The organism is Cytobacillus sp. Hm23, from assembly GCF_051842895.1.
Lineage (GTDB): Bacteria > Bacillota > Bacilli > Bacillales > SM2101 > Nanhaiella.
In genome coordinates this window covers 48725-66667 of the sequence record NZ_JBPXRQ010000021.1, presented here as the reverse complement: position 1 = coordinate 66667, position 17943 = coordinate 48725, and the positions used below count along the sequence as shown (strand labels likewise).

Genomic DNA, 17943 nt, shown 5'->3' with positions numbered 1-17943 from the left:
ATTGTCTCTTTCAGTATTTAAACCTGAAATTGATTCATGAAACGGCGGTCAATCCAATTCTTTACATACCATGTCCACTTCCCTGAGATAGCAAACGTACCATAAGTTAACAGTGCATGATGATTGCCTATAGATATTAATGCTAAATAATTTTTTTGAGGTTGATATTCAAGTAAATCCTTCTTCTGTACAATACGAATAAGGTTCTTCCATAATAGTGGACCTTGTCTAACAGCGGTTACACCATTTTTAGGTATATTTAAGTTTGAATCGATACAAATACAGTCACCTGCTCCAAATATATGAGGATACAAAGTGTTCTGTAATGTCCTTTTTACGAGCATGAAACCGTGTGAATCTGTCGGTAAGGATGAATTTCTAAATAATGGGGAAGCTTGAGGTCCCCCTAAATATATTAAATGAGAGTAACTAAGTCTATTTCCTTTTTGTGTAATTAAGTTCTCCTTTGTTACTGTGGATACAGTTTCATTACTAACTACATTTAATCCGGAGTTAAATGCCAATTCTGTTATGATCTTTGTTGACCTTCCTCCAGCAGAATGGAGTAAGGGAGACGAATGAACTAACGTGACTTCACTGTCATTAGGAGTATATTTTTTTTTCCATGCTAACAATGATAGAGCTATTTCAATACCAGATGCCCCACCTCCGACAATAACTGGATGCTTACTATAGCGTAGATCATTTATATGTTTCGGGAAAAGATGATTCGGCTTAACTGCAATACTATTGTTTCCTAAATTTGTGATGTTTGGATCAATATTTAAGGAGCCGATATCAAAGGAAACGTAATCAAAAGAGATCGTTTTCCCACTTGATGAGTAAAGAGTATTGTTAATAGGATCAATGGAGCTTATTGTTTCTTCTATAAATTGAATACCCACCGATTTTGATAATTGTAATAAATCAATTCTTATGTCTGACTCTTCATATAGTCCTTCTACAAAACCAGAAAACATACCTGAGTAATACTGAAATTTTGAGCTAGAAACTAGAATCCATTCAATATCAAGTTGTTTTGTTGTCTTTAGGTTATTCACACAGTGGAGATGACTATGACCTCCACCAACGAGTACAATCCTTTTCATATTTAAGTCAGCCCTTTTAGTAGTTTGTTCTTATCATACTCTTATGGACGAGGAAGGAAAAAGAATATGCTTAATGTAAACATAGTATCAGTTGACTTAAAAAGTCGCAGATAAAACTTAAGAAATTCTTTAAGAATTGCTGATTACAATAAGAAATGTGAAAAAGAAATTGCTGATTAATATTTGTTGTAACTCTGCTGTTACAGGATTAAAGGGTAAAAGATATCTGCTTCATAATATACTAAGGATTTTTTCCTAAACTTTGTTGCTCTTGCTATCAAATTAGTAACATAAAAAGTGGTTTTATATTGTTAGCTATCGTTGTACAGAAGAAAAGAAGCCACGAACGCTAGTTGTGTGGGTGTTTACTTCTTAATACGAAAATAACAGTCATTGCGAAAATAATATAGATTTATCAATTAGAGTTAAAGCTAAGAATCTTCTGGAAAAAAATAGAAAACTAAATAGAGGCTGTTCTCACAATATTTGATAAATACAATGTTGACGAAGAAAGAATACTAATATGGCTTTTATCTTCAATTTTAGATCAGGCGTCATGGCTTAAGGATACCATGAAAAATTAATACAATCTCCTGATTATGGAGGGTATGTCGAAGCTGGAGCAATTTCAGGTAGCGACCTTAATACAATAGGTTGTAAGCTTAATGTAAGTTGTGAACAGTTTTAATACATACCTTACATGTATACTTTCAGTTAGTTTCATTAATTATCCTTAATGATTGAAAAGGGATCTGATAATTTGGGTATGGAATCGACCGAGTTCTGTTTAATTATCATTATCATGAATATGTAATCCACAAAATGGCACTGTTCGGTAATTATACTGAGAGTGTCTTTCTTTTTATTTGGAGCGTTAGTAATCTCAATGATTACTATGACTTTATTTATAAAGTACTACTCCTTTTATAAACGCAAAATTAACATTCATCGTATATTTTGTATTATTCTTCATGACAGATGTCATAACGTGTTAACTATAAAATGCTATATAATTTGTTGGTAAAATAAGGGAATAAGAGGTTATTAGGATGGTGTGACGTTATTTTTAACAGCTGGTACCACAGCGATCATATTCTTTTTATTTGAAATATGTTTTTTTTGTAATGTGCAATCTCAACCTACAAATTGGACCGCATTTATATGTGGAATATTCAATCCATTTGCTGTAATTCTTGCGTCTCTTGAATTAGTATTGGCTAATTCTTTAACTGGTTTATCAAATATTGACTTTTCATAATTGATTGGATTTGCTGGCACTTAGTTAATTATTGCAGCGATAGGTATTCTAATAAACATTAAGAAACTACGTCCAAATATGAAATCTAAGGGAGGTTGATAACACAGCAGGTCATCTATACAAGTTGGACAATACAGTCAAAGAATAGGAGAGGATAAGATGGTATCGCACAAAAAAGGAATAATTACATTGTTTATACTGGTTACAATTATATTGTTAGGGGTTGTTTTAACGAAACTATCTGTTAACAACAGTGGACCCAGTGAACAAAGAGCAATTGAAGGACTTGTACTCCAAAAGCTAACTAATACAAATCCTAGTCGGTATGAATTGTTAATTTCTAAGAAACAGATTTATAAGCCAATTCATGAACTTACTTTTGAAGAAATTGAAGAAAACAATATATATTTTGTTTATATTTAAAAGGAAGAATATGACAAAACCCAAGTTGGAGATGAGGTTATTGTTTGGGTTGATAAAGATGCTACTGTACAAGAATCACTTCCTCCCAAAATTAATGCAAATAAAATAGATATCAAATGATCGTTGTTAAAGAACCATTAACCCTGCTCTTACCAGTGTTTTTTTTTGTATTCTTTTTTTAGTTCAAAACCTGCATTTTATTGTAAAGAAACGAAGTTACAAAGAGTAGCTTAGCAATAATGTATCAAGCCTCTACTACCTTAAGAAAAGATATCTTAGATGAAACATAACAAATCTGTTATAGTGCATAATAGTTGGTTATTTATTTAAATATGGAAAATTCACCCATGTTTTCTTTGTGAGAAACCACCTTGTTTCAATCCTATTTGGGTGGTATTTCATTTGTCTTTAATCTTTTTCGTTTAAAATCAATAATATGCTACTCTAGGGTTTTTTCATTACTAATAGTGATTGTCACTAAATCATTGGGGACTGTGAGCACTTTCAAATGTTATTAGCTGCACAGTAACATTAAATAAAAGTGCCAGTGGGTAGCTTTTCAACTTCGATAATTTTTTTGCACTCATATTGGAGCTTCGCCACTGATTAGAAAACAACCTTATAATGGAGTTACTCTGTAATTAAAACGTTTTTTGGAAAAATCCTTATCTTATAGAGTGTGAAGAGCATATCTTAAGGGTTTTACAAAAGGATGTGAAGAAAGTATGATTAAATACATAATAGTTAATTAATTAACTATTTAGAAGGAGAGTATATAGTAACGAGAAAAGGATTCCTTTTGTACATCCTCTTTAAATCGTCTTAGACAAAAATGTGTATCTCTCTAAATACTCGTACTTGACAAAAGGATGTGAAGAAAACTATGATTAAATACATAATAGTTAACTAATTAACTATTTAGAAGAAGAGTATATAGTAACGAGAAAAGGATTTCTTTTGAACATCCTCTCTACATGGGCTCGTACTTGACAGAAGGATGTGAAGAAAAGTATGATTAAATCGCAAACAGTTAACTAATTAACTATTTGGAAGGAGGGTATATAGTATCGAGAAATGGACTCCTTTTGAAAATCCTCTTCTATCGGTCAATGTGTTTCTGACACTTTATAAAACAGAACATCATTTGGTTCAACAATTGGAAGAACAACTGGGGAAGTTCGAACTGACGTTGGGACGGTGGTGTTTACTTGTAGCCCTAAAGTCTAGCGGGAGACCGATGGTTCCTTCCGAACTAAGTGATGACCTTGCTGTCACAAGGGCGAATATAAGTAATTTATTAAATTCTCTAGAGCAAGCAGGAAGCATCCGTAGGGATTTTGACCCGAACAACAGGAGAAGGATTCTAGTAAGTTTAACACCAGAGGGTCATGAACTCATTTTGAAAGTATGGCCTGTATACGAACAGTCTATTACTCAAAATGTAGGCAATAAACTTACTCTGGAAGAACAGAATCAGTTGAAAAATTTGTTGGAAAAGTTGTTTTAAATAGTATGGAATTCTGTCCTGTTGTAGGGACAGGTTTCTACGATAGTTAATTAATTAACTATTAAATAATTTACTATTATAAATATCTTTTTTTATATTAAATAGTAAAAATATAGCTTGCTTGAACTTACGAAAAAATCAATGATGGATTTGCTCTTACAGGCTAATGACTAAGGTCTGCTTTCTGAGTAAATCTATTATAGAAAATTCCTAAGCGAGTATATAGGGAATGGAAAATACCTCAAATATTAAAAAGACTAAATTGTGAAAACAAAGGAGAAATGGATATGTTAAAAGACAAAGTAGCGATTATCACAGGTGGAGGTGCAGGTATCGGACTCTCAGCAGCTAGGTTGTTATCTGCAAGGGGTGCAAAAGTACTTATCACTGGACGTCGAATTGGTCCATTGCAGAAGGTTGAGTCTAGTGATTCAAATATTAAGGCATTTTTAGCAGACGTCACTGATCCTGATTCAGCAACCAAAACAGTTGCTGCGGCAGTGAACCATTGGGGGCGTCTCGACATCATCGTAAACAATGCAGGTAATGGCATCATGCAACCACTCGCAAATGTTGATGCGAAATCGATTAATGACGTTTTTGCTGCTAATGTAACTGGGCCGACAATGCTTGCAGCAGCAGCCATACCATACCTAGAAGAGACAAAAGGGTCAATAATCAATCTATCTAGCACATTTGGAAGTAAAGCAGCTGCAGGCTTATCTCTTTATGGAGCAAGTAAGGCTGCTGTGGAACATCTTACAAGATGCTGGGCTCTTGAGCTTGCTCCGAAGGGGATTCGCGTTAATGCGGTTGCAAGTGGACCAGTTGAAACGGATTTCCTTCGCGACCGTATGGGTCTTAAAGAAGATCAGATTAATGAAGTAAAGGAGCAGGAGCGTCAGTTAATTCCTCTGGGGCGACGAGGCGAGACAGATGACGTAGCACGGTGGATTGTGAACTTAGCTGATCCAGGTTCGGATTGGCTTACAGGGCAAATCATCGGTGTTGACGGAGGGCTCTCTATAACTTAACCTATTTAGTCCGTCAAATTTAGGTGTTGAGTACTAAGCTGTTCAAGAGCTTGCCAACATTCACTAGAGAGTCACTAAATCACTATATATCATGCTTCAAGATAGAGAAAATATATTTTGGAAGTACAGAGACTAAGGATTCTAGTACTCTATCAATTTTTAAGAGTAGGGTAGAGAAGAAAAGTACTTTTTCTCTACTCTCTATTCTTTCTTATGCAATAGTTTTGCTTTAATAAATACAAAAAAATCTAAGTCTAACCTATATGAAGTTGTTGAAGTATTTTGCAAATAAAAATAACCCAAAATTCAAAAAAGTTAGGAGAGAGAGGCTTGGTGATAGTTGATGATACCTTTTTAAAAGAATTCTTTATCTCAAAATGGGCAATTTCTAATTTGCTACCGGAAGAGATGATCTCTAAAATGACACTTTTTAGGTATGATCAAGGGGAACTAGTAATTGATTCTAGGGATAACATGCAAAATTTACATTTTTTAGTTATGGGGAAAGTTAAAGCCTATACAATTAATCAAGAAGGAAAAGTTTTTCTCTTTAAGTTTTTTAACCCCATTAGTGTCTTTGGAGAATTAGAATATGTAACAAATCAAATTAAACTTCCATCACTTTACCTTGAAACAATGAAGGAATCTTATGTTCTGAAAATCTCATGGTCTGATTTATCTCGGCTAGATCCCAACAATAAGTTAAAGTTAATGAAATATTTAAATGAATTGTTAGCTCACAAGCTTACACTTACAACTGATTTACTATGGTCATTTGTATATACCTCATTAGAAGAAAGATTAGCAAGGTACTTATGGGAGGTAAGTAATAAAGTTGGTTCATTTCAACAGAGTTATACTGTTAAAATCATTGAATTAGCTCAACATCTCGGAACAAGTAACCGACATCTTTTACGTACGATCAAAAAAATGACTGATCAAGGACTAATTATGAAAGAAAAGAATGAGATAAAAATTGTAAATGAAATCAAATTAAAACAAATGGTTGGTAAGAATTTGTTTAAATAGTCGAATTTAACTTTAAGTAGCTGTCGACAATCAAAACTGTGATAAAATTAAATGGTGAAGATTTTCTAAAACATGATGTGGCCTCTAAACCCTGATTTTTCTTAATACGACTACTTTCCTGTGTGTATCTTTGAGTTCACCTAGTGCTTTATAAAGCTGATAGGATTCCTCTTTTAATTGAAGAATGTCTTCTGGCAATGGGGCTTTGTCTTTTTGTAATAGAAGTATTTCTTTGAAGAGAAGACTAGGTTTTCTCCTTCTTAAAAAATCAACTGTTAGATTATGAGCGATACTAAATAGCCATGTTTTTTCACTGGAGTGATGTTTAAATGAGTCATAATATAAGTACGCTTTAATAAAAGTGTCATGGGTTAAATCTTCTTCTTGCTGATAATCCTTAACCATCAAAAAAATAAAACTTAAAATGGGTTTACTGTGCTGGTCATACCAGACTTCAATTTCTTCTTTTCTGTACTCGGACAATTCCCTTCCCTCCTTTTCTTGAATATTCAACTCTTAGACGAAATAGCTAAACAAAAGTTGCGTTTTTTTAAAACTATGTAGTTTTCTAGAGTGCCATCTTCTATTTGTGTTCATAGCCTCTATAAATAAACCTGTGTTCAGATATTACCCTTAACGTTAAGTTATTTATTACGACTACACGCTGGGGTAGTAGGGGCTTCTTTTTTTGGACCCTATTTTTGATTTGAGATTATATGAAAATAAGAGTTCAATGGTTTTATCTGAGTTTTTCATTCTATCATCTGACGCATTTAGTAATAAAATATAACGAGGACGAGTTAAGACCTTACTTCCGTTTTTATGACTTGTTTCACTACGGAATCCAATTTCAATCAAATTTCTTGCTCAAATATTATTCAATTTGATTTTTATCCGATAAAAGTTTAGATTTATAACCACGAAGTATTGTAACATTTTAAAAAAAGAACAATAAAGTCGTCTCCACCAGTGTATGAAGAATATATTGATTCAATGGATGAAGGTATCCATTTAAAAAATTGCGAGACATATTAAATATCCCATTAGGAACAGCTAAATCGGCGTTATACCGTGCTGTAGATAAATAAGATAAGTAAAATTATAAGAGGATGAAATTGGTGAGTAATAATATAAAGCGAGAAATAAAAAAAGTGAAACCTATAAGGATTACACGGTAGAGTTAAGAAAGGTATGAAAAGCGTGAAAAAATCAAAGTCAGAAAGAATTAAAAGAAAAGGAAGAACTTTTATAGTTGCTGCAGCATTAATATCAGTTTTATGTTTTAATTATTTACTTTCTCCAACCGGACAAACGATGTTAGAGTAATTAGTTGGAATAAGAAAATCTGTAGAATTGTCACACTATGCTATAGGTTCTGAGAATCACCTTGAGGTTTTTAAGAGAAAAGACTTTAGTTCTTTAAATGAAATGGAAAACACGTTTAATATTCATATTTCTTCTCCAGAACAATTCTAGTAACAGAAAGTAAGATCAACAAACATAATTCAAATTGTAATAGCTGTACAGCAAAATTAGATAAGCGCTCTCTTTTTTACAAGGAAATAGGAGGGTGGATAGTAATAATGGTGTACTTTTAATTATGTCACTTTTTATTTATGCATTGTACAAATCATAAACAAATTATTTTCAGTAGATTAGCTCGAGTTTCCAGAAATGAAAAGCTCGAACTTCACGTAAATGTCGACCACCACAAAAACGATACAATTTATTCCATTTCTTTTCCATCAATCATATAAACGGTCACTTGTTTTGAATCAAGATTAACCAAAGCGGAATAATTAGCAATGGCTCCATTAGGATCTTTAGTAGAAATAGCACTAATTGAAATATCCTCAGATTTCTCGATATATGGTCCATTTCCTAATGTGTTTGCAAATCCTATCGTATAATCCAAATGCTCATTAATTGTTTTATTCGGAAATAACTCATTAATATACTGTTCAGTTAGTTCAATGGCTTGTTTTTGCTGATCTTGTGAGAGTTCTTGGTGATTGATCGCTTCTTTAACGTCCTCCATTTTGTCTAATGCTCCGCTACAGCCTGTAAAATATGCACTTAAAGAGAATATTAAAACCAATCCTATCATTTGTTTTAACTTCATTATATATCGCCTCCATTTTTCTATATGAATATAACGGTTGGATAAATTAACTCTCTTGTCAATGAAAGACAAATATGAATATCCTCACACCTTTACATGTAAGCTAATCTTTATAAAGCACTGTGAAAATGTTAAAAAATACCACTAAGATTGTGGAATAGCATCATAACGAAGATCGTCATCTTTTTTATCAGTGACCTCCGTTTGATTTTCCATGTCTATATTTTAAAAAGAGAAGTGGATAGTAACCATAGCTATTTCTTAAACAACTCTTACATATTTGTAAGGTTGTGTATGTGAACTATAGTATGGTATAAAGTACCGACATAGGAACAGTTATAATCATTGAAAACTTCGAAAGGGAGATGGAAGTGGCAACAATTTTAATTGTAGAAGATAATGACAAATTGAAATATCTATTATCGGATCACTTAACGAAGTATGGATACAAATGCAAACAGATAAATGATTTTGAAGACGTATTAGCTGTATTTTTAGAGGTCAATCCTGATTTAGTCTTACTTGATATAAATTTACCATATTTTGATGGGTTTTATTGGTGCAGACAAATTAGGAAGCATTCAAGTTGTCCGATTATTTTTATTTCTGCTCGAGAAGGGACAATGGACCAAGTAATGGCGATTGAGAATGGAGGAGACGATTATATAACAAAGCCATTTTCATTTGAAATAGTGACCGCGAAAGTAAAAAGTCTGCTCCGACGAACAATGGGTGAGTATTCATCAAAGCACGAAGAGAGGATTACTAATTTTTGTGGTTTAAAGTATTACCCTGAAAAAATGGTTGTAGAGTTTCAATCTAAAACAGTAGAATTATCTAAAAAAGAAGCATTGTTAATTGAGCTCTTGCTTGAACGGGCTGACAAGGTAACTAGTCGGGATAGATTGATGGAACAGATGTGGGATACAGATACATTTGTCGATGAAAATACGTTAAATGTATACATCACTAGAATAAGAAAACGACTAGGTGAATTAGGGATACATGGAGCTATTGAGACAATTCGTGGTGCTGGCTATCGTATGAAAAAGACGTGGGATGTAGAAACATGAAGATATTTTTCCGTAGCCATTTAGCTCTTTTACTAATAGTTATCATTCAAGGAGGTTTTACTTGGCTGTATTTCTGGCTTCTGGGATTTCAAGGATGGGGTCATCTTATATATGTTTTCCTCATGCAATTATTATTGTTATTTGTTTACTTAGCTTATCGTTGGATTGAGGATAATAGGTTGTATAGATGGATACAATCCTTTGACACAACGAGATTTATTCCTAGATTTGGGTCGAGCTATTTTGCAAATAAGCTACACGAGAGAGTTCTTGAAGAAAAGTCTTTATTTGATCAAAAAATAATGAATAGCGAAGTAGCTATTCAAGAAAGAGTAACCTTTATGAATCAATGGGTACATCAAATGAAGACACCCATCTCAGTTATTTATTTAATGGTTCAAGATCAAGATGAACAAGTGTTCCAAGATATTCGAAAAGAACTCTTTCGCTTAGAACAAGGGCTCAAGACAGTTTTATATAGTTCGAGGCTATCAATGTTTGAAAAAGATTATGTAATTGATTCTTTTTCAGTCCAAACATTTTTAAAGGATCTTATGGAAGAGAATAAACGGTTATTTATTCAATTTGGTGTATTTCCGAACTTGATTTTAGAGCAAGAAGACACTTTGATTGTCTCAGATAAAAAATGGATAAAATTTGTTGTTGAACAAATACTATCAAACGCAGTGAAATACTCGTCTGGACGGTCAAATAAAGTAGATATTAGCATAGAGAACAGTAAAGATAAAGTACTGTTATCTATTAAAGATTATGGAATTGGTATTCCACCTCAAGATTTAAAAAGAGTGTTTGATCCTTATTTCACAGGAGTTAACGGTAGGAATTATCATGAATCAACTGGAATGGGTCTATATTTAGTAAAAGAAATTTTAGAGAAATTATCTCATCATTTCGAGATACATTCCGAGGTTGATGCTGGTACCTCATTCCTCATTAGCTTTAAGGTGTAAAAAAGGAACTATAAACAATAACTTTGGCCTTGCTTAAAAAAGTAAGGTTTTTTACATACCTTTTAGATTTTTCTCCTTACTAAACTGTAAGGGTGAAGTAAGAAAAAGATATCGATCTATATGTAGTTTCTTTTTACAATGCTCGTATAGTCATTCAAGGAGGTTTTTTAATGGAGCATGTACTATATGTGAATGGTGTAAACAAAGTATACGATGCAAAAATACCGTATCAAGCGATAACAAATGTAAATCTACATGTCGATTGTGGAGAATTTGTAGGAGTTATGGGTCCTTCAGGAGCAGGGAAAACAACACTGTTAAATCTAATATCGACAATTGACCGCCCGACTTCTGGTGAAATCACAATCAATGGGAAACAGCCACATAAATTTAAAAAAGAGCAGTTAGCTAAATTTAGAAGGCGTGAGTTAGGATTTGTGTTTCAGGATTTTAACTTGTTAGATACGTTGACAATTAAAGAAAATATCATCCTCCCATTGATTTTAGATAAACATAAATATTCAAAAATGGAGGAAAAAGTCGACCATATAGCTGAAAAATTTAGTATTAAGTCAATTTTGAATAAAAGAACATTTGAGGTTTCTGGTGGAGAAAAGCAACGTACTGCAATTGCAAGAGCGATTATTCATAAACCTGCCTTATTATTAGCGGATGAACCGACAGGGAACTTAGATTCTAAATCTTCAAAAATGGTAATGGAAACATTCCTTCATGCAAATCAAAAAGAACAAACGACAATGTTAATGGTAACCCATGACCCTTTTGCTGCCAGCTATTGTAAACGGGTTGTTTTTATAAAAGACGGAGAAGTATATAACGAAATATACAAAGGGGCTAATCAACAAGTTTTCTTTCAGCAAATCATTGATGTTCTGTCCATGCTAGGAGGGAATACGAATGAACTTCTATCAACTCGCTTGTAGAAATGTTTTGAGGAACATGCGCTCTTATTTAGCCTTCTACTTAAGCAGTTCCTTTGCTGCGATGACTTTCTATATGTTTGCAATGTTTATATTTCATCCTGCTTTAGAAGAAGGCTATATTAATAACATTGCTAAAAAAGGCATGATAGCGGCTGAATGGATCATATTCATTTTTTCTATTTTGTTTGTTCTTTATTCATTCAGTGCATTTTTACACATGCGCAAGAAAGAACTTGGTGTTTTAACGATATTAGGTGTATCCCCTAGACAAATGCGTCATTTATTAACAATTGAGAGCTTATTTATTGGTCTTGTATCTATTATTACGGGTATTGTAGGAGGCACGATTCTGGCTAAGTTATTTTTTGTAGCAGGAAGCTACATGATTGATATGGAGCCACTAGTTCTATATATACCCTTTAAAGCGATAGGTCTAACAATAGGTGTTTTTGTTTTGCTCTTTTTTACCATATCACAATTCACTTATTTCTTCACAAATACAAATGCAACTGTCAACTTATTAAAAGGCTCCAATAAGCCCCAAAATGAGCCCAAGGCATCAATAGTCTTAGGAATGATCGGTTTAGCTTTATTATTAACAAGTTATACGATGTCGATGTTTACAGACATTAATATGTCAACAGCATTTATAATCTTACTTCTTACGGTTGTTGGAACTTATTTGTTTTTTAGTCAAATTAGTGTATGGATGTTAAAGCTACTAAGAAAAAAGAAAAAGTTGTATTGGAGAGGGTACAATGTATTGCTTCTTTCCGATTTAACGTATCGTGTAAAAGATAATGCGAGACTCTTTTTTATTGTGACTATTGTTTCAGCAGTAGCGTTCACAGCCACTGGTGTACTGTCAGTGTTTAAATCCAATATGACTGAGATGAGCACTAAATATGAGATTGAATATCTCTCTTTACCAGGTAATGATAAAAAGACCACTCATATCAAAAATGTAATGGAAAAGCTTGAGGAAAATGGCTTTCAATATGATCTCGATCAAATTGAGACAATTAGCGTACGTTATGAAACAGATGATGGATTAACTCCACCTCTGTTAATTTTTTCGATACAGGAACTTACAGCATTATTCCCAAAATTAAATATTGAGGACCTTAAGAATGATCAAGGAATTTATTTTATTAGTGCGTCAGATGCAAACGGAAAAAAAGATATTCCTTCAACACTGAAATTAACAGATAAACAAGTCAAAATAAAAGTCAAAAAGATAGAGAATCCAATATTCTTCGTAAATCAAGCAATAGTCGTTAATGGTGAGACATATGAAAAAATTAAAATAGGTCATGAAACTTCCACGCTTTTTGGATTTACCTTCGAAGACTGGAAGGACAGTGTTGGACTAACTCAAAAGATAAAAACAGAATTATTTGGAGACTATTCAAATATTGCTTTTAATTTTTTTGCTAAGGCCTCGGTATATTATAATAGCGTACAACTTCCAAGTCTTAGTTTATTTATAGGTCTATTTATCGCCATTGTCTTTTTCTTTGCAGCTGGAAGCTTTCTCTATTTTCGTCTTTTTACAGATCTTAATGATGAGCGTGAAAAATATAAAGCATTATCTAAAATTGGGTTAACCAAACGAGAAATGGAAAGTAGTGCTACATGGCAACTAGGAATATTATTTTTCTTTCCGTTTATTGTTGCAACGATTCATGCAGGTTTTGCGTTAAAAGTATTAGAAAGGGATGGATATAATAATGTTTTTGTTCCATCGATTATAACTATGATTGGATTTTTCATCTTGCAAACTATGTATTTTTTAGTGATTCGTTCTAGTTATATAAAAAAATTGAAGGACAATTTATTGTAAAGTGTATGCATTTGAAATTGAAGGGTTGTGAAGAAAGATGAAGAAAATAATCGGAATCATATTATGTATAACTGTTATTACTGGAGTATTCTTCTTATTACCAATTGAAATAACAGATCAGTTTAACCCATTTATTCGTGAGGACCCAATTTTTGTTCAAATAAATGAAGAAGGAACGCCAAGAAGCCCAGGAGGATATGATTATACATTAACTGGATTCACAAAGGATGGAGAGGAAAAGGAAATAACATTCTACGCCAGTGGCAAACTCCGACAACGTGTATTTTTGAAAATATATGCAAAAGGCAGCTATGTAGAAACATGGGAAGAAGTACAGCCTGACATGTTACCCGAAAAGGTAAAAGAAGCATTTGAAGTCTAGAAAAGAGAGATAAAGACCAGTTCGTTTATGAACTGGTCTTACCTCTGTCAAGTTAGCTAAAATTCCATTGCACTTTCCGACTTTCTAATAATGTACTATATTTACAAATAAGTTCACTTTTAACATGACATATGTCATTTACAATAAATAATAAAGTATTTTAATGTAAATCATAAGGCTCTCCAATAATTCGATAATTAGAAAATTGATGCTTTTTTTAAAAAAACTAGTGTATTAATTTCAAGTGGAAATCAAACGGCGAGTTTAGCATGCTTAAGAAAGTCATATGCTCTGATGAGTCATTACCTCGCAACAGAATAACAAGATAAGCATTGTAAGTAATAGAAGATTTTAATTAATTGGATTTCTAAATATAAAGTTAAGGAGATGAAGGGTTTGAGCAAAAAATTAAAAATGAAACTACTAGACGGTTTATATGGTGTATGTAGATTAGATCCAACTGATAAAATTCCTTCTTGGCTAAATACGGAGGAGTTTTTTACAATAACAAAAACCTCAGATGAGCTTTCTATCATTTGTAATACAAATAGTATCCCAAATGGAATAATATATGAGAAAGACTGGAAAATCATAAAGGTTGAAGGTCCGCTAGATTTTTCAGAAATAGGTATTTTGGCAAATATTAGTTCTACTTTAGCAACAGAAAAAATTAGTATTTTTGCAATATCTACATATGATACCGATTATATTTTAGTACAAGTTGCAGAGATTCATAATGCTATAGATGCCTTGATGAAGAATGGGTATGATTTTTAAACAAATAGAAGAACTTTTGATTTTATTTCACCTTAATCGCATTGTTAGGTGAATTTACCAAACCATAATGTTAAAAGTTGCTGGTTCACATTTAGTTTTTGGGCTAATCAAATCATGATTAGTCTTTTTACTTGAATGGAGGTTAGACAACGGCAAAAATTGCACCTCCAGCTAGGGGGTACCTAAAGACTAAACACGCCTTATTTTGACAGTAGTTCTACATTTTCAATTAGAAATATTATTTTCCTTACTGTTTATTGTTTTAACGATACAATCAGATATTGGTTAAAAGTAGTAGAAAAAGATGTTATACTGCCTTTTTTGTTCCATCGATTAAATGACTGATTTTCACTTTACGACTTATGTAATGTGATTTTAAGCTGGTCTAATCTCTGTAAAATAAGCTAAACTTCCACTGCCCTCTCCTATTTTTTTAATGTATTACATTGGCAAATATGCTCACATTTAACATGACATATGTCATTTACTATAAGTAATAGAATATTTTATTGTAAATCATAAGGCTCCCCAAAAAAAATGAGGCTAATGGTGCCCCTTTTCATTGTTCGAATACTGCCGTATTAACCTTCTTGATTATTTACTTTTTACTCAGTTTAAACTTGAATGTAGACAACTTAGTGAGATTGCTGTAAACACTGTAAACACTGATGTAACCTCCATTATGAGACGAATATAAAAATACTATTATTGGGATATCTCTTTAGTAAAAAATGCTATTGACAAACCCAGTACTACATATGTAATATATATTTGTATACTACGTATGTAGTACATAGTGTTGGGTTACAGAAATTCAGGAGGTGTTTCAAATGAATAGTCAATCAAAGGTATCAGAATCAGAATGGAGAGTCATGGAGGTGCTATGGGAAAGTTCACCTTTAACTTCTGCTGAAATTATTCATCAGTTGAGTAGTACGACAGATTGGAATCCTAAAACGATTCATACCTTAATTAATCGTTTAGTCAAAAAAGAAGTGTTAGGTGTTAAAAAGGGAGAACGATTTAAACTCTTTTACCCACTTATATCTGCTGAAGAATGCCGAAAAATGGAGACAACATCTTTTTTACAAAAAGTCTACGCAGGGTCTCGTCAAATGTTTATCGCAAATTTTATTAAAGATGAGAAATTAACTGAAAAAGAAATAGAAGAATTAAAGACACTTCTTCAACAAAAAAGTGAGAAAGAAGAATAATTCTCTCTGAAAAGTTGGTGAGAAAATGGATGTACAATACTTATTTACACTCGTTATTAAAATGACACTATTAGGCAGTATTATGGCAGGTCTTATTTTTGTTATAAAAAAAGGACTCCATAATAAAATGTCTGCTCATTGGCACTATTACATTTGGTTGTTGTTAATTGGTAGATTAATCATACCTTATAGTTATGAAGCATCGGTATTATTTCCTGATATTGATTCAGATCTTAAAAGCGTAGATGTAGTAGAATTTGAAGAAGCTGTTACTAGTAATCAAACAAGTACAATTGAGATACAAGAAACCAACAACGTAAATGAAAAAGTGTCGATGGTAATAAGTAGTGAAGAAGAAAAGATCGTTCCTAATAAGTCTTTTAAAGAAATATTATCAATTATTTGGGTAACTGGTGCTATCATCACTTTATTAGTTATGTTATTAGCTAATATCCATTTCCATTGGAGATTATCAAAGAAGCAAAAGTGTGACGATTACGAATTATTAACACTTCTAGAAGAATGTATGACCCAATTAAAGATTCATACAAAAGTTCAAATTATTTATAATGAATCAATTGGAACACCTTCTGTCGTAGGATCTTTACGACCAAAAATCCTTATTAATAAAAGCATGTTAAATACCCTATCCAGAAATGAAACCAAGTTTGTACTATTACATGAGTTAACACATGTGAAGCGAAGAGATATTCTAATCCAATGGCTAGCCGTTTTTACTCAAGCTATTCATTGGTTTAATCCAATCATTTGGTACAGCTTTTACACGATGAGGAAAGATTGCGAGATTTCATGCGATGCATCTGTATTATCTAAACTAAAAAGAGCAGAACACATAGAGTACGGAACTACTCTTCTTACAGTAATAGAAAAAATATCAAAGCCAACAGTTATACCGAGATCAATTGGGATGTCAACAAGTCGTTCACATATAAAATTAAGATTGGAGAAAATCACTATGTTTAAAAAGCAATCTTGGAAATGGATCTTTCTTTCGAGTATGTTTGTTGTTGCAATTATTCTTTCAGGCTCTATGACATTTACAAAAGCTTCCTCAAATCATTTAATAGATATTTATGAAAATTTAAATACAGAAAAGGGATATGAATATAGTCGTGGAGAAAATTGGGAGGATATTAAATATACAATTGACATGGGGTTAAAGGAAATTGAAGAACTGAAAGTTACCTCGACAACTATATTATCATATTATGATCCAATTATTGTTAATACAGAAATTAATATTTCAGACCCTATAGCTAAAGAAGTAGATAAAAAAATTAAACAGCTAATAAATGAATTTTTTGAATATGAACCCATTAGTGATAAGTTTTCAGGACCAACTGATGTAATTGTTCGTAGTAAGGAAGATAAATTGATAAACAAACAAAACGAATGGAACAGCATTGCATTTCCTGAACAAGAGGTGAATGAATTACAGAAGCAAGTCGACCAAGGGAGTAATGCATTGCCACTTTTCATTGATTTAAAAAGTAACGAATATGTTGATAAAAAAGATTTAGATTTAATTAAGGGTAAGATTATGAATTTGAAATTACAAAATGGAGACCTAATTTATGAGATTTTTAATGAGAAATTCTCAAATCCAACTTGGACTATTGCTAGTTTAAATAGTACTGTGTTACATTTTACTGGTTCCTATAATGGGAATGAATATAAGATTGATTTCTTAGATTGGAATCGGAAATGGTTGAATATTTCAATCGATAACAGGGAAATAAATGAAGTTGATGTACATGATTACTTTGATAATCTCGTAGAACAACTAACGAATCCATAAATTTATATAATGATGAAGAAAAATTTTATAAGTTTTTGTTCCCAATTAAAAGCTTGAATTCCATAATATTTTAAAGGGTTTAGTACTAGAAAATACATTTTACACCAACTATTCATTCTGATATTCTATAAACCCACAAGAAAAGAGGAGTGTAGAGAAAAAAGAAATTTTTCTCTACACTCTATTTTCTCTCTTTTAATCATTCAGCATAACTGAAAAGTGAATCTAATAAGTTGAAGTTTCTAAAGATCATAGACTGAATATCATCGAATTATTAAATGATGTTAATGTCTTGGGGAATGAGTATATTGAAGAAATTTCTACTGCTTTGGAAAAAAAGTGAGTGGATATTGAAATAAACTGAATTATAGGTGTAGATTATTTATGGAAGACATTACTAATAAAACTATTATATTTTTCACCTCGCTAATTCCAATA

17 protein-coding genes are annotated in these 17943 nt (G+C 32.2%); 13 read left to right on the top strand and 4 right to left on the bottom strand.

Annotated elements, in window-relative coordinates:
- Positions 1-17 precede the first annotated feature (17 nt).
- Complete coding sequence (locus tag ACSVDA_RS14415; RefSeq protein WP_485884133.1) at positions 18-1109, bottom strand: NAD(P)/FAD-dependent oxidoreductase; 1092 nt, start codon at positions 1107-1109, stop codon at positions 18-20.
- Positions 1110-2243: 1134 nt separating this feature from the next.
- A complete protein-coding gene (locus ACSVDA_RS14410) occupies positions 2244-2387 on the bottom strand; it encodes a hypothetical protein (RefSeq protein ID WP_485884132.1) in 144 nt (47 codons plus the stop codon).
- Positions 2388-2526: 139 nt separating this feature from the next.
- Between ACSVDA_RS14410 and ACSVDA_RS14405 the strand changes: the two genes are divergently transcribed.
- The 4 genes from ACSVDA_RS14405 to ACSVDA_RS14390 all read left to right on the top strand — a co-directional run bounded on the left by ACSVDA_RS14405 (position 2527) and on the right by ACSVDA_RS14390 (position 6360).
- Positions 2527-2790, top strand: coding sequence for a hypothetical protein (locus tag ACSVDA_RS14405; RefSeq protein ID WP_485884131.1), 264 nt, complete (start codon positions 2527-2529; stop codon positions 2788-2790).
- A 1144-nt stretch (positions 2791-3934) separates the two neighbouring features.
- Complete coding sequence (locus ACSVDA_RS14400) at positions 3935-4297, top strand: MarR family winged helix-turn-helix transcriptional regulator (RefSeq protein WP_485884130.1); 363 nt, start codon at positions 3935-3937, stop codon at positions 4295-4297.
- Between the two features lie 287 nt (positions 4298-4584).
- Positions 4585-5331: an SDR family NAD(P)-dependent oxidoreductase gene (locus ACSVDA_RS14395; protein WP_485884129.1), complete on the top strand. Its 747-nt coding sequence runs from the start codon at positions 4585-4587 to the stop codon at positions 5329-5331.
- Between the two features lie 333 nt (positions 5332-5664).
- The gene (locus ACSVDA_RS14390; protein WP_485884157.1) at positions 5665-6360 is read left to right on the top strand and encodes a Crp/Fnr family transcriptional regulator; all 696 of its coding nucleotides are present in this window, start codon (positions 5665-5667) and stop codon (positions 6358-6360) included.
- An 84-nt stretch (positions 6361-6444) separates the two neighbouring features.
- Here the strand turns inward: ACSVDA_RS14390 and ACSVDA_RS14385 are convergent, their stop codons facing one another.
- On the bottom strand, positions 6445-6843 hold the full coding sequence (locus ACSVDA_RS14385) for an RNA polymerase sigma factor (protein ID WP_485884128.1): 399 nt from the start codon (positions 6841-6843) through the stop codon (positions 6445-6447).
- Between the two features lie 708 nt (positions 6844-7551).
- Here ACSVDA_RS14385 and ACSVDA_RS14380 point away from each other — a divergent pair.
- On the top strand, positions 7552-7686 hold the full coding sequence (locus tag ACSVDA_RS14380; protein ID WP_485884127.1) for a hypothetical protein: 135 nt from the start codon (positions 7552-7554) through the stop codon (positions 7684-7686).
- A gap of 400 nt (positions 7687-8086) precedes the next feature.
- Here the strand turns inward: ACSVDA_RS14380 and ACSVDA_RS14375 are convergent, their stop codons facing one another.
- The gene (locus tag ACSVDA_RS14375) at positions 8087-8482 is read right to left on the bottom strand and encodes a hypothetical protein (protein ID WP_485884126.1); all 396 of its coding nucleotides are present in this window, start codon (positions 8480-8482) and stop codon (positions 8087-8089) included.
- Between the two features lie 371 nt (positions 8483-8853).
- Here ACSVDA_RS14375 and ACSVDA_RS14370 point away from each other — a divergent pair, with 371 nt between their 5' ends.
- From ACSVDA_RS14370 to ACSVDA_RS14335, 8 genes are all read left to right on the top strand, one after another.
- Complete coding sequence (locus ACSVDA_RS14370; RefSeq protein ID WP_485884156.1) at positions 8854-9555, top strand: response regulator; 702 nt, start codon at positions 8854-8856, stop codon at positions 9553-9555.
- A gap of 122 nt (positions 9556-9677) precedes the next feature.
- Positions 9678-10526, top strand: a complete 849-nt coding sequence (locus ACSVDA_RS14365; RefSeq protein WP_485884125.1) for a sensor histidine kinase — start codon at positions 9678-9680, stop codon at positions 10524-10526.
- A gap of 170 nt (positions 10527-10696) precedes the next feature.
- The gene (locus ACSVDA_RS14360) at positions 10697-11470 is read left to right on the top strand and encodes an ABC transporter ATP-binding protein (RefSeq protein WP_485884124.1); all 774 of its coding nucleotides are present in this window, start codon (positions 10697-10699) and stop codon (positions 11468-11470) included.
- A complete protein-coding gene (locus tag ACSVDA_RS14355) occupies positions 11445-13313 on the top strand; it encodes an FtsX-like permease family protein (RefSeq protein WP_485884123.1) in 1869 nt (622 codons plus the stop codon). The genes ACSVDA_RS14360 and ACSVDA_RS14355 overlap by 26 nt, the downstream gene beginning before the upstream one ends.
- Positions 13314-13350: 37 nt before the next feature.
- On the top strand, positions 13351-13695 hold the full coding sequence (locus ACSVDA_RS14350; RefSeq protein WP_485884122.1) for a YxeA family protein: 345 nt from the start codon (positions 13351-13353) through the stop codon (positions 13693-13695).
- Between the two features lie 396 nt (positions 13696-14091).
- Positions 14092-14472, top strand: coding sequence for an ACT domain-containing protein (locus ACSVDA_RS14345; protein WP_485884121.1), 381 nt, complete (start codon positions 14092-14094; stop codon positions 14470-14472).
- Positions 14473-15302: 830 nt separating this feature from the next.
- Entirely contained in the window at positions 15303-15686 is a 384-nt protein-coding gene (locus ACSVDA_RS14340; RefSeq protein WP_485884120.1) for a BlaI/MecI/CopY family transcriptional regulator, read from the top strand.
- A gap of 25 nt (positions 15687-15711) precedes the next feature.
- Positions 15712-17505 (top strand): M56 family metallopeptidase, encoded by a 1794-nt coding sequence (locus tag ACSVDA_RS14335; RefSeq protein ID WP_485884119.1) that lies wholly within the window; start codon positions 15712-15714, stop codon positions 17503-17505.
- Positions 17506-17943: the final 438 nt, after the last annotated feature.

What these genes read in the sequence shown, in the direction of transcription:
- ACSVDA_RS14335 (WP_485884119.1), top strand. Translation starts at nt 15,712, where the DNA reads ATGGATGTACAATACTTATTTACACTCGTTATTAAAATGACACTATTA.
- ACSVDA_RS14375 (WP_485884126.1), bottom strand. Translation starts at nt 8,482, where the DNA reads ATGAAGTTAAAACAAATGATAGGATTGGTTTTAATATTCTCTTTAAGT.
- ACSVDA_RS14415 (WP_485884133.1), bottom strand. Translation starts at nt 1,109, where the DNA reads ATGAAAAGGATTGTACTCGTTGGTGGAGGTCATAGTCATCTCCACTGT.
- ACSVDA_RS14405 (WP_485884131.1), top strand. Translation starts at nt 2,527, where the DNA reads ATGGTATCGCACAAAAAAGGAATAATTACATTGTTTATACTGGTTACA.
- ACSVDA_RS14355 (WP_485884123.1), top strand. Translation starts at nt 11,445, where the DNA reads ATGAACTTCTATCAACTCGCTTGTAGAAATGTTTTGAGGAACATGCGC.
- ACSVDA_RS14380 (WP_485884127.1), top strand. Translation starts at nt 7,552, where the DNA reads ATGAAAAGCGTGAAAAAATCAAAGTCAGAAAGAATTAAAAGAAAAGGA.
- ACSVDA_RS14365 (WP_485884125.1), top strand. Translation starts at nt 9,678, where the DNA reads ATGCAATTATTATTGTTATTTGTTTACTTAGCTTATCGTTGGATTGAG.
- ACSVDA_RS14360 (WP_485884124.1), top strand. Translation starts at nt 10,697, where the DNA reads ATGGAGCATGTACTATATGTGAATGGTGTAAACAAAGTATACGATGCA.
- ACSVDA_RS14350 (WP_485884122.1), top strand. Translation starts at nt 13,351, where the DNA reads ATGAAGAAAATAATCGGAATCATATTATGTATAACTGTTATTACTGGA.
- ACSVDA_RS14395 (WP_485884129.1), top strand. Translation starts at nt 4,585, where the DNA reads ATGTTAAAAGACAAAGTAGCGATTATCACAGGTGGAGGTGCAGGTATC.
- ACSVDA_RS14340 (WP_485884120.1), top strand. Translation starts at nt 15,303, where the DNA reads ATGAATAGTCAATCAAAGGTATCAGAATCAGAATGGAGAGTCATGGAG.